Annotated in this window: 8 protein-coding genes and 4 pseudogenes; 7 read left to right on the top strand and 5 right to left on the bottom strand. The window is 63.7% G+C overall.

The genetic code is table 11. The features are described 5' to 3' along the window. The 4 genes and pseudogenes from AB0N17_RS43885 to AB0N17_RS43900 all read left to right on the top strand — a co-directional run. Positions 1-475 (top strand): annotated as a pseudogene (locus tag AB0N17_RS43885) (hypothetical protein); the annotation flags it as partial. 755 nt (positions 476-1230) lie between these two features. Further along, positions 1231-1494: pseudogene (locus tag AB0N17_RS43890) on the top strand (transposase); the annotation flags it as partial. 452 nt (positions 1495-1946) lie between these two features. Further along, a complete protein-coding gene (locus AB0N17_RS43895) occupies positions 1947-2756 on the top strand; it encodes a hypothetical protein (protein ID WP_366017305.1) in 810 nt (269 codons plus the stop codon). Positions 2757-3518: 762 nt separating this feature from the next. Further along, positions 3519-3887 carry a hypothetical protein gene (locus AB0N17_RS43900; protein ID WP_366017306.1) on the top strand — a complete coding sequence of 123 codons (369 nt, stop codon included), beginning with the start codon at positions 3519-3521 and terminating at the stop codon, positions 3885-3887. Between the two features lie 332 nt (positions 3888-4219). On the opposite strand, the gene AB0N17_RS43905 is transcribed toward AB0N17_RS43900, so the two are convergent. Further along, the gene (locus tag AB0N17_RS43905) at positions 4220-4423 is read right to left on the bottom strand and encodes a cold-shock protein (RefSeq protein WP_366017307.1); all 204 of its coding nucleotides are present in this window, start codon (positions 4421-4423) and stop codon (positions 4220-4222) included. Between the two features lie 235 nt (positions 4424-4658). Here AB0N17_RS43905 and AB0N17_RS43910 point away from each other — a divergent pair. Continuing rightward, positions 4659-5053 (top strand): annotated as a pseudogene (locus AB0N17_RS43910) (sigma factor); the annotation flags it as partial. A gap of 582 nt (positions 5054-5635) precedes the next feature. On the opposite strand, the gene AB0N17_RS43915 reads toward AB0N17_RS43910, so the two are convergent. After that, on the bottom strand, positions 5636-6118 hold the full coding sequence (locus AB0N17_RS43915) for an ATP-binding protein (RefSeq protein ID WP_366017308.1): 483 nt from the start codon (positions 6116-6118) through the stop codon (positions 5636-5638). 514 nt (positions 6119-6632) lie between these two features. Between AB0N17_RS43915 and AB0N17_RS43920 the strand changes: the two genes are divergently transcribed. Continuing rightward, positions 6633-6899, top strand: a complete 267-nt coding sequence (locus AB0N17_RS43920; RefSeq protein ID WP_366017309.1) for a hypothetical protein — start codon at positions 6633-6635, stop codon at positions 6897-6899. 258 nt (positions 6900-7157) lie between these two features. Here the strand turns inward: AB0N17_RS43920 and AB0N17_RS43925 are convergent. Next, positions 7158-8165 (bottom strand): annotated as a pseudogene (locus AB0N17_RS43925) (IS5 family transposase). A 424-nt stretch (positions 8166-8589) separates the two neighbouring features. On the opposite strand from AB0N17_RS43925, the gene AB0N17_RS43930 reads away from it, so the two are divergent. Further along, on the top strand, positions 8590-10212 hold the full coding sequence (locus tag AB0N17_RS43930; protein WP_366017310.1) for a protein kinase: 1623 nt from the start codon (positions 8590-8592) through the stop codon (positions 10210-10212). Positions 10213-10353: 141 nt separating this feature from the next. On the opposite strand, the gene AB0N17_RS43935 is transcribed toward AB0N17_RS43930, so the two are convergent. Next, on the bottom strand, positions 10354-11241 hold the full coding sequence (locus AB0N17_RS43935; RefSeq protein WP_366017311.1) for a hypothetical protein: 888 nt from the start codon (positions 11239-11241) through the stop codon (positions 10354-10356). A gap of 91 nt (positions 11242-11332) precedes the next feature. Further along, complete coding sequence (locus tag AB0N17_RS43940; RefSeq protein WP_366017312.1) at positions 11333-12160, bottom strand: hypothetical protein; 828 nt, start codon at positions 12158-12160, stop codon at positions 11333-11335. Between the last annotated feature and the right edge of the window lie 140 nt (positions 12161-12300).

Genomic DNA, 12300 nt, shown 5'->3' on the forward strand with positions numbered 1-12300 from the left:
GGTCTCGTGGCCTGCGACCAGCATCAGGCGCATCGTGCCGATGAGTTCGGCCTCGCTGAGGCGGTCGCCGCCCAGCCCAGCACTGCGCCGAGGTCTGGCGGACGTCGGTGTCATCACGCTCACTGGCGGCGGCAGCTACATCACCGCCCGCACCATCACGGCCCTGCTGGACAACACCCGACGCCCCGTATGGATCAGCGCTTTTGTCCTGCGAACCGTGGACTACGACGACGTCATCCGCGTATTGGCCCAGCGAGGCCTGTACACCACCACCGATACCGCCCGCACCTACCCACAGCGCTTGTTCACAAGTGAACGAGAACGGCGCTATGCGATCCAAGCGGTATGCGCGCAGGGTCACGACCCTGCCGGACGCGAGGACACAGGCCGCTTCCACTGCACGCGCTACGACTCCCGCCCCGCCACAGAAATCCAGGCCGCTTCGCCAAGCCCACCGGCACCGGTACGCTCCTGACTACGACCACCAGGTCGACGTCCCGCTTCGCATTCACTCGTGAGCCTATCGAACCCGGGTCACCCTCTCACTGGCTTGGCCAGCGTACGGCGCGGCATCGGGCACTGTCCCCCCGAGGCAGGCCGAACGTGCTGCACCGCCCAGGTAACACCCGCCGAGTGAAGCCTTCAGAGGATATCTCCGTCGCTCTCGGTTCACGCCGAGACCGTGGCTAATACCCCAAGGTCGTAACCGATGAGGCCCTCCGTCGTTCTCACAACGAGATTCCGCGCGCGTCACCCCGACGGATCCCACCTCGGAATCTCCGGCTGAGACCCACGGACGCCTCCCTGGAGAACAGCTGCTGTAACAGAAGACCCGCTCCCTCCCTCGTCGGGCGCGGGTCTTCTGCATGCCCTGCTCCCAAACCGGCCTCACCGCCTGGTAGGCAGCTGACGCCGCCCGGCGCGTCCGGGACAAGGTCCGGCGTGTGTTGCGAGAGAGGGGGAGGTCCCCGCCTGCAGGACCGGCGGCCCCTGAGAAGTGGCTGCGCTGGAGCAAGCTGCACGCCACCTTTCACGCCCTCGTCCCGCGGGCCTGCGCCTCCCCTGCCTCCGAGTAGGTCGACGCCCGCGCCGCAATGGGCCGTCCTCGGGCGGCTCCCTTCCCTACGTCAGCGCGGGCCGCCGCACCGTCACTGCTTTCGCCGAGCCCGTACAGCAGTACACAGGCGTACTTCCGCCACTTGAGCAATCGGGTTGGCTGCTTGTCCCGCCTCGGCACGCAACCAACTCTGCCTCGCCCGCCTCCTCGTAGCCGACCGACGCCGTCTCTGGGAGTAACTCAGCTCTCCAGACAGGCTGGCTTCCGCCCGCGTCGGCCGCGACTTCCGGCACATCCGGCCCCCGGTCCCGGGGCGACCAGCGGGTCGAAAGAACACCCGTCCCGCACTCTGCCACGACGCGCACACACCCGGGACACAGCCAGCGGAACGACAAAAGAAGAGGTCAACCACTCCAAAGCCCCGCCGTACAGGTTAAAGATCAAGCTAGGCGGGTGCAGTGGCGGTCGCGGTCACCCCCGCCGCGTTGGCTGAAGGCGCCAAGGAGACCGTGCCGTTTCGAGAATCACAAACCCGTTGTCGTGTGGGGAGTATTCGGTAATTGGGAGGGCAGATCTGGGCTCGGATAGCTAATCGCATAACGAGTCATCCCCTTTAGGCTTGGAAATCGGGCCTGTGAGCGAGTCCTCTCGAGATGAGGCTTCAGGGCGACGGGTTGCGCACCTAGAGCGGCAGGATCGTAAAATTCGCGTGCGCATATTTTACATGCCGCCTGTGTCTTAGATCCGTTTCTTAGGTCACCATATTCATCACGCTTCCACCTTACCTGAGCCGTCGGCTGGAAGAGGTCTGTCCGCCTGCATGAGGTATGTCGAGAAGAGGTCTGGCAGCATGATAAGAAGTCGTAAAATTCGTGGTGTCATTGCGACCATGGCAGCAGCTTCCATGGGTGCTTTCTTCGCTCTGTCGAATATATCGGCCCAGGCGTCCGAGGGTATGCCGGCAAGTTGCGGTGAAAAGTCCTGCTCTGCTGGTTGGGATGATGAGACGGTCCTGGACAAGCAAATCGGGATCGCCTCGTCAAGCATGTCTGCGAAGGCGTATTGCGATCAGCACGGAATTGGTGATAAGCCAGGTCAATGCCAGCTTTTGTCATGGTATGAGGAAGGCCGTCTTGCCGACCCGCCTCGGAAGAACCAGCAGGGGGATACGCGCTTCGAGTGCGCCCATGACAACAGCAGCTTTGCTATCTCCTGGTCGAGAACCAGTACTGCCACAGACTCGGTAGGTGCCTCGATTTCGATCGGTTACACGATCGAATTCGAGGAGGCTCCCCTGGGTCTTGGGGCCAAAGAAAGCCTCAATTTTAATGCGACAGCATCCTACGAACACTCTTGGTCGAAATCGGATACGTACACCGAGACGGATACCGTTCTGCTCGACAAGGGACAAACGGGATGGGTTCAATACGAACCTTTTAAGGGGTACAGTCATGGAATCGCCACTGTATATATAGGAAGCCCGGAAAAGTATGGGGTCTTTATGTATCCCACGAATATCTACGGTGACCTGCCCGGTGTTGACACCGGCACAGACGGTGATGTCACTCACTATGCGCGGTGGATGACAAGGAAGGAATGGGACGCCCACTGTGGAGATTTGAAGCCACCAGCGCAAGTAGGCCATAATACGAGCAAAACGTCTGGCTTGCAGGAAACCGGTAGCAGGAGCGTCGCATAGATACATTGTCAGTGCAGCGGTAAGTGGGGTGCCTCCTGAGGGGGCACCCCACTCACCGTGTATTTCCCTGCATTGGTCGCTGATATGCGGTTCGGTTGCACCTCGTGGGGGCAGGCATGAGCGGCAGCGAGATGTCCGACTTCAACCTGGCCTGGGTCGCGTCGCGGGCTGCGGTGGAGCAGGCCCGGAATATCGGTGGCGGCCGTGCAGCGAAGGCGAAGCCCCTCTCCGGCCAGGGAGCCTGGTTTGGTATAGGAGGCTGGCCGAGGCCGCAGGAGCTGCTGAACGCATCGCACACGGCCGCTTGGCAGAAGCACCGGCAGAAGACATCACGGTCGGCAGTACTCCATCTCAGCTGTGGCCCGCGGCATACCCCGTTGCACTGACTCACACGGGCCTGCTGGACAAGCGACCCGCATAAATCATATTTTCTTATGGGCCGAATGACTCATGGCGCGCCGTCGTACAGGTCAGTGGCGGGTCGACCGGGCAAACGTTGAGAAACCTGCCCATCGGACAGGCGTTCACGGCTCGGTTTCGCGAGGGACAGGAGCAAGAGCCTCCGAGGGTGGGGTCTGGTACCGCCACACGAAACTAGGAGGAATGCTCGTGATGCCAGCGACTAAATCGCGACGGGGGAGACGGAGAGCGCGGGTCGTCGGTGCCAGCCTGGCCACGGTAGTGGCACTGGGCATCGCAACAGGCCCCGCCTCGGCAGGACAGAGGCAGCCGGGGCCACCCAGCGGTACGGGTGTGCAACCCGTGGAAACCAGCACTTTTCTCTGCCCGGAGGGCACCACAGTTGATCTTGGTGCGTTTGTCCCAGACGTAGGGACGAGCAGCAGCCTGTCTTTCGCCGGCGCGACCGTCGACTTGACCGAACGCTCCACTGTCAATGGACCAGTGACCGACTTCGTCGTCCACGGCCCCTTCGCCGCCGTCTCCGTCGGACTCCTGAGCACACCTTTCGGGGACGAGAACAACGCTTACTCATACGCCCCTGCAGGCATCGGGGCCGACGACAGCGTCCACACCCCGTTCGACCCGAACAACCCGGGCCAGTATTACTCCGCCGCTGACACCACCATCGAGTTCTGCTTGATCCCGAGCAGCTACAACGACGGCGCCTGACAATGCCGAGCGCCTGACAGATGCCCGAGCCGATCGATCCTGTCGCCAGGCTGCGCATGTCATTCCTGGCGGCGGTGCCCGATATCCGACGGCCTGGTCATCCACCGCTGCCACACCGATCCCCGTGCTGCGCCACGCGCGGCTCGAGGAGAGCAGCAGAGTGCGGACCTGGGCTGCGGCAGCGGCGTGCCTGTCGCGCGTGACCTTGTGACGTGTCGACAGCAGCGAGGTACAGATCGGCAGCGTCCCGCTTCCTGCGGGTGAACCGAGCAAAGCATGGGCGAGGGCGGCTGCCGGTCCGGCAGCCGCCTTCATGTGCATGGCTTCCCCCCTCAGCCGCGGACAATGTTCTGGGCCTGCGGGCCCTTCTGGCCTTGGCCGATCTGGAAGGTGACGTGCTCGCCCTCGGTGAGCTCACGGAATCCGTTGCCCTGGATCTCGGAGTAGTGCGCGAAGACGTCCGCCCCGCCGCCGTCCTGGGTGATGAAGCCGAAGCCCTTTTCTGCGTTGAACCACTTCACTGTGCCGCTGGCCATCAACCGAATCCTTCGTTCATTCCCGGGAGCAGCCCTGTATCCGGGCATACTCCAGCTCCTCGACTACCAGGAGCAGGAATCGTTCTACCCTGGTGCGCCCTGCCTATCCCACCGACTGATCACAGTCGCGCTCGGTGTATGCCGCCTGCAGCGGGCGTGGCACGGGATGCCGGGGTAGGCGGCCTGTCATCGGCGCGTAGTGGGCTGATGCAGTATGGGGGAGGGAAGGATCCTGATGACCGCCACTGCCGTGGACAAGATGGTTCCTGCCGGCGGTTGCCGACCCGTCCAAGGCGGTCCCGAAAGACGCTCGTGAACTGTCCTGGTTGTTCTTCGACCAACTGGCGACCCTGGACGAGGGGATGCCCGAGTACAGCTACGCCCGCAGCACGCTGATCGAGATGAACATGTCCCTGGTTCGCTACGCGGCCGGCCGGTTCCCACAGCCGCGGGCCGGAGAAGTGGAGGGCCTCGTCCAGGCCGGCATGATCGGGCTGATCAAGGCGATCGACCGGTTTGAGCTGCTACGGGAGGCGGAGTTCACTTCCTTCGCCCTCCCCTGCATCGTCGGCGAGATCAAGCAGTTCTTCCACCCGGGCCGTGCACGTGCCGCGGCGCCTGCGGGAAGCCGCGTCCAGCTCTGCTGTTGATCAGTACGGGGCGGCAGAGGGCAGCTGACGATGGTCTTGGATCCGCATGGAACTCCGGCGCTTTCGTGGGCTGCTGTAGTCCGGGGCAATGAGCCTGCCAGAGATCGCCACGAAAGACGGGGGCTGGACCGAAAGACGGTCGCAAGTACCTCTCGGCCACGGGCCCGGCTGCAGTAGACCATCTCAATGCCCATGTGAGCGAGGACCTTGCCCTCGTTGCCCCCTGTCGACCCGGGCCTGAGCACCGGGAAGGTCTCGGCTTCCTTGATCGGGCCGGGTGCCGCCCAGGGCCGCCGGGCCGGCTCCTACACCGCTCAGCGGGCGATGCCCAGGTAGAAGGCTCGTACCGACATCAGCAGCATCGCCCGGATCGGCCCATTCGCCACTCTGTCGCCGCCGGTAGAGGTGGTGACCGGCACCATCAGGCGGCCCGCTCCCACCTGTGCTGACCTGGCACTGGGTGCCCCGTACCCGCCCTCCGGCCGAGGAGTGCGGGCGCACGTGAAGAACAACCTGGGGCATCGTCGTGCCGTGCAGCATGGCGTCACTCAGAACTGAAATCTCAGCAGGTCGCCGCCACGGAAGTCGGCCCCAGGCTCAGGGTGGCCCAGTGTGTGCTGTGGCCATCGGGGTGGTGGGTGGTGCCGTGCTGGTTGGCGAGTGCGGTGATCAAGGTCGTGCCGCGGCCGTGTTCATCCTCAGCGCAGGAAGCGTGCCAGGTGTCGTGGTGTGTGGTCGGGCCGCCGTCGTCGACGGAGATACGCAGGATGTCAGAGGAGGGCTGGTCCAGATGGAAGACCAGGGGTGGCGCGGCATGTTCGACCGCGTTCGTGACCAGTTCGCTGACCAGTAGGAGGGCGGCGTCTTCAAGGTCGTAGTATCCCCGGGCGGTGATGGCGGTATGCGTCAGGCTACGGGCACGGGCGGCGGCCTGGGGACGGTGCGGCAGGACCTGGACAAGGGGCGCAGTGGTGAGTTCGCCTGCCATGGCAGGCCTGCCGGTGCGCTGCACCGGGGAGGAAGGGAGGGCGAGGGTGTCGGCCACAGTGATCACTTCCGAGGAATGCGGTGCGTGCAGTTCCTTTCACCTCCATCCTGACGATTCGAGTAAGAAGTGGGATCAGTGAAGATGCCTAGTGAGTGCCTAGTTGCTGCCCCCTAGTGCTGGGCCAGAAAGAGGGATGAACTGGGGCAAAAGTGGCAGCTTGGCCAGACCTGCGAGGCCCTCACCTGACTGGAACAGCAGGAGGCCGTCACTGCGCCCCGCAAGCCGGAATCACCGGTGCCCAGCTGGAAGCTCGAATGCACCGCAATGACCATGGCCTCCCCCCTTCCGGGTCCACGTCAGCCACTGCCGCGACGGCCAAGGCAACGCGCTGGCCCGACCGGAACCGCGACCCCGAGCGGGAGACCGACTGTGCGCTCGCCTTCATGGACGCCGTGGCCGCCGACAAACTCGAGGGCGAGGAGTTCACGACCGCCACACCGAGGCGATCGCTCGGATCATCGAGGCAAGCGTGAGGAGAAGCCGCTGCCGGGCCCTGGAGCAGCCCGCTGCGGTGCTGGCACTGATGGCCGCACTGCAGGAGTCGGTGTCGAAAAAGAAAGCGTCCCGTGGCGAGGCCGTCGGGTCGGCCGAGGTGCAAAACTGCCGTTCGGTCACCAGACAGCAGCCTTTCATCGGCCCATCCTGCCACCTGATCAATCAGCGCCTCAACGAACAGCCACTTCGTCTGGCTCACGCGCATGAGGCCGCCGGGTGGCGCTGTGATCCCGACGCGCATGACTGTCCGCAAGCCCCATCCAGCCTGCGTATTCAGACATGATCTAGCGAGGAACCCCGGGCGTTCACGAAGTATGACGGGGCCCAGAAGTGGTCTGCGGCGGGGGACCTGTACGTCAACGGGCGCGTAGGCGACTGAACGGCTGTGATGTGGGCGTCTGCGGAAGGCGACGGTCACCGGACGGGCGGTTCCGGTGACCGTCGGTCGCGCAGGGGCTGGGCACACCCGGCGCTGAATTCACGGGGCGGCTGGGAGCAACCCCGTGAATCTGGTCATTCTAGGGCCTGTGTGATGTTGTGATCAGCCGGTTGCCTTGAGGAGGTCGTTGATCCAGATCATCGACGCGCGGAGGTGGAGACCGGCGAGGTAGCTCTCGGGCGTCTTGTCGTATCGAGTGGCGATGCGCCGCCAGGCTTTCAACCTTGTTGATGAGCCGCTTGACGGTGTTCCGCTCTTTGTAAAGATTGCCGTCGTGGCATGTGGGGCGGCCGTCCCGGCGGCCTTTCTTCTTCCGGTTGGCGGCGTGGTCCTTCTTCTCAGGGATGACTGCCTTGATGTTGCGTTTCCGCAGGTATGAGCGGTTGGCGCGGGACGAGCAGGCCGTGTCGGCAGCCACAGCGTCGGGCCGGGTTCGAGGCCGGCCGACAGGCAGACGGACCCGTATCCTCTGCAGCGCGGGGACGAACTGCGGGCTGTCGCCGGCCTGGCCCGTGGTCAGCACGAGTGACAGCGGACGGCACTTGCGGTCAGCGGCGAGATGAATCTTGCTCGTCAGTCCACCACGGGATCTGCCGGGCAGGGCCTGGTGCAAGCGGAGCTTGCGCCGCCGCCTGATACGCCGTCGCTCTTCCTGCTCGGGGGCGTCCCAGCCGTCCTGTCCGTTCTGTTCTAGCGCTCCGCCCCCCCTTTTGCCGGGCCCGCTCCTGCTCGGGGCGCGGCTTCCTCAAGGGCGTCCATGGTGTCCTTGCCGATGTGCATCCCGGCCGCTTCGTGGTGAGCGCGGGCAGTGGTGGCGTCCACGCTGACCAGGGATAAGTCCGTCTGTCCCCGGCGTGCGGCCTCGGCGGTCATGCCTTCCACAAGAGCGGAGAAGACCCCGGCGTCCCGCCAGACGCGAAAACGCCCGTAGACGGTCGCCCACGGTCCGAACTCAGGGGGCATCTCGCGCCACTGGGCGCTGGACCGGAACCGCCAGATCACCCCCTCGAACTGCTCCCGCAGCCGCTCGGGGTACGGACCGTACTCGCCTACCGGCAGGTACGGCTGGATGAACTCCCACTGCCGGCCGGTGAGCTGCCTACGTGTCACACCCAGCGTCCGACCAGGACCCAGTCCCTGCACGGGACCAGAACACCAGATTGATCACGACCTCACACAGGCCCTAGTACTCCAGCGACTTGCGAACGGTCGTAGGGCTACGGTCGTGAGGTCTGCAAACACCGCAACACTGCAGGTGTGCGTGCGCCGCTCTGCGGTTCCTCCTACGCGAGCCACGTACAGATTAACCGGCCACGACCTGGCGCACATTCCGCAGTATCCGGGTATAACCCCAGCGTGTGAGATGCCGGCATCTGAAATGTCTTGGCGAGACGTCCGAAATTCTGAAGGCCGGTCCTCCCGGGCTGATGCATTGAGCGCAACCGTCCTGCCCGTTCCTGCCAGTGGATTGCGGGGGCGCTGTACCGTACGCCGCCGAAGGCTAGGCGAACACGGCAGAACGACGGCGAGGACGATGGCACATAGGCAGGACGCTCATGTCTCCTCCGCTCACTATGGGACGGGCGGAGGAAGGCCGGACGTCCCGGAGAACTGGGGCAACGGCGGGCTGGTCGGCCGGTACCGGCTGACGCGCAGACTCGGCTGTGGGGGGATGGCAGAGGTGTTCGCCGCCGAGGACGTACGCCTTGGACGCACCGTCGCCGTTAAGCTGCTGCGCCGCGAACTCGCCGCAGACCCCGTGTCCACAACCCGTTTCACCCGCGAGGCACAGTCGGCGGCGAAACTGAATCATCCCGCGGTCGTTGCGGTGTACGACTCCGGGGAAGACGTAATCGATCATTCGACCGTTCCCTATATTGTGATGGAGCTGGTCGAGGGGCAGACCGTCGGCGAACTGCTGCTCAACTGCGCCTCCCCTGGACCGGAGCACGCGCTTTTCATCGTCTCCGGTGTCCTGGACGCGCTCGCCTACTCTCACCATCACGGCATCGTCCACCGCGACATCAAGCCGGCAAATGTCATCATCACCAACGCGGGTACCGTAAAGGTGACGGACTTCGGCATCGCGCGCGCTCTGCACAACGCCCAGTCGAGGATGACGCAGACCGGCATGGTCGTGGGCACGCCCGATTACCTGTCGCCGGAGCAAGCGGTGGGCAAGGACATCGACCACCGCTCCGACCTGTACTCGACAGGTTGCCTTCTGTACGAACTCCTCACAGCGCGGCCGCCGTTTGCCGGCGAGACGCCTATCTCTCTCGTCCGTCAGCACGTCGAGGACACGCCGGTGCCGCCGTCCCAGGTGTCCGGTGCGGCGCCGCCGGAGCTGGACGGGCTCGTGATGCGTGCGCTCGCGAAAGACCCGGACGACCGCTTCCAGACAGCGCAAGAAATGCACAGCCTGGTTCAGTACGGGCTTCAAATGCTGCACAGCCATGGAAGTAACGTCGGCACCTGGAACACAGCCGGCCGTGGGGGCATGCCCGAAGCGCCTCCCGCCACCTCGACCGGCGGCTCTGCTGACACGATGGCGCTCCCTCACGGCAACTCCGGCACTCCACCGACCTTTCAGACGATGGTCTTGCCGCCTGCAGGACGCGATGACGAAGGCTTCGAAGAACACGACGAACCGAACCGAAGAAATGCCACGTTGAGGGTCGTCACGCTGGGGACGGTGATCGCGGCGATCGCTATCGTGGCCGGTGTCACCCTCGCCATGACGGGCAACGGTCACACGGGCGGCGGTGAGCGCACCGACGAGCGGCCGAAGGGAACACACAGCCAGAACCAGAAGCAGCCAGGCCATGGTTCCCATCTGACACCGTCGCGCTGGGCGCAACAAACACGCCCTGGTACCAGGCCTCCGGGCCCCCGCTCACCAGACGCGCCGCCACAGCACTCCACGACGGCCGGCCAGACGCCGGCCCCCCAGCTTTCGCATGCATGGAACGGTAAACCCTCCCAACCCTCATATGGACTGCCACCGGGGTCATCGGACTCGCTGCCCTCGAGGACGCACGAGACGACCGGGAGCCAGCCACCACCCAGCGCAAGCGTGTCGGCGCCGCCTGCGGACACATCACCGGTCTCTCCTCCAGCCAGCCGCACGCCCAACGACACCAGCACACCGCGATAACCCCACACCGTTCCCAGGAAGACTGTGGCCCCCGTGCCGACCCAGCTGGCTGGCCCGAATTCATCGGCACGCATATAGGACAAAATCCTAGAATAGCAAAACCGCTGCCTCGTACGAGGCAGCGGTCAGCCCTGGCTCCGGCTAACGCGCGGTCGACGTTTTCACCGATCGGACGGTGGGGTTGGTCCTGCATTGCTTCAGCTCGTTCTTGTCCATGGGAACGCTGCGGGGAATAGCACCCGTGACCTGCTGATCCTTAAGGGCGTTGGGGTCGAGCGGTTTTGGCAGGTCACCGGCGATGTCGGTGACCACTCGGTAAGAACCCGGCAGCATTCCCGATCCCAAAACCGGCCTGGTGATGAGAACATCGGCGATACCGTGAGCCGTCCCGTGGAATGAGCCGTATTCAATCCAGCCCACATATCCCGGCCGGACTCTGAGCGTTTCAGCCCCTCCCTCACTCTCAGCCTCTCCCCAGGTGTAATCATAGGTGATCCCGATGGACGCGGAGACCTCAGCCCCGACCTTGATAAGGTCCAGAATATCGTAAGAGATGCCGAACTTTTTGGACAGTGAAATATCAGTTCCCAAACTGTTCTGAATGATGCGCGTCTTGCTCCACTCGAGCGTCTTGGTCGTCGTACTCGGAGTACAGTTGAAGACATAGTCACTGACGCGTTCTTTATAGTTGAGCGTCGACTTCCGTGATGTTTCACTGAAGCCCGTTATCTTACACTGGCCGTATCCGTCACCCACGCCATAAGTCTTGCAATATTGGTTGGCCGCCGAGTTACGGACGAGGGGCGGCGTACCTTTCACTCCCATGACCCGGCCGGGCATCCACAGGATGAGGTTTTCGTATGCCTTTTCCTTTTCCTTTGCGCTCTTCCCTTTCGCCTTGTCATTCACGGTCTGGCCGTTCGCCGACGAGACCAGCAACGCAGAAGCTACGACGGCGGCGGCGGTGGCTCCCGCCACTACAAAACGTCCGCGGCGCGCGCGAGATGAGGCATGCGTTCTTGCTCTCATGGTGTCTTCCTTATGAGCGGGGAGCCATTCAGGCAGGGATCAGCAGGCTAGGAATTGGTGATGAGCTGAGAGACATTCACATATCCCGCGGCTAGTAGGTCGGGTCGGCGCGAGTGAAAACGTCGCCGCCCTCTGTCGCAGCGGTGTTGCAAGCTTTGCGTTCCCCCGCCGTCATCTTTCGTGTCTGGGACACAAGCCCCTTGATGGTCTGCGCCTTCCGATCCGCCTTCTTACCAGGTTTTGGCAGGTCGCCGGTGATGTCGGCGACTACTCTGAAGGAACCTGGCAGCATACCCTCTCCGGGGCGACTGATAATGACGTTGGCAATACCATGTACCGTTCCATAATATGTACCGTATTCCCACCACGCCACGTATCCTGGCTTTGCGGTAAGAGTGTCTCGCCCGCTCTGGGTGCTCCGCTCGCCCCAGCTGTACGAGTAAGTCTGCTTGGCCGAGACGGACCAGCCCCCGCCTACGATGAAGCTGGCCTCAGCGGAAACGCTCAGGCCCACGGAGCCACCCACCTTGTTGTAGGCCTCGTTCCAACGGCTCCAGGTCACTGCCTTATCGGCGTCGTCCGCGGAACAGTTGTAAAGGTAATCCCCGACCCGCTTCATATGGTTGGGAGTCACCGTGCGTGACTCTTCGGTAAATTCGGTAATCGTGCACTGGCCATCACCGAAACCGAACCCGTGTTTCTGACAGTATTCACTCGCCATTGAGTTCCGGATCATCGGTGCGGAGCCACGCACACCAATCACCCTGCCGTACTGAGCCAGAATCGCTCTATCCAGGACTGTTTGCTTCGCTTCTGGTTCAGCACCGTTGGCTGTCGGCAGGGCCAGCATGGCCGAGGCTGCAGCGGCGGCCGTCACGCCAGCGACGATCCAACGGCTCTTTCTGGCACGGTGGTTCATGTTCTTGACACCCTCTTGTAGGCGGCATAGCCGGGCCAAATCCCCCCCAGCGACTCCCCCTCGGTGCCCCGGTCCTGCTGGAAGGCCAGGAAGGCGAAGGCGCCCGGCATCGACACCGCGAACAGCGCCACCAGGCCGGC

Origin of the sequence: Streptomyces sp. NPDC051133 (assembly GCF_040682635.1) — a bacterium.
In the GTDB taxonomy this organism is placed as follows: Bacteria; Actinomycetota; Actinomycetes; order Streptomycetales; family Streptomycetaceae; genus Streptomyces.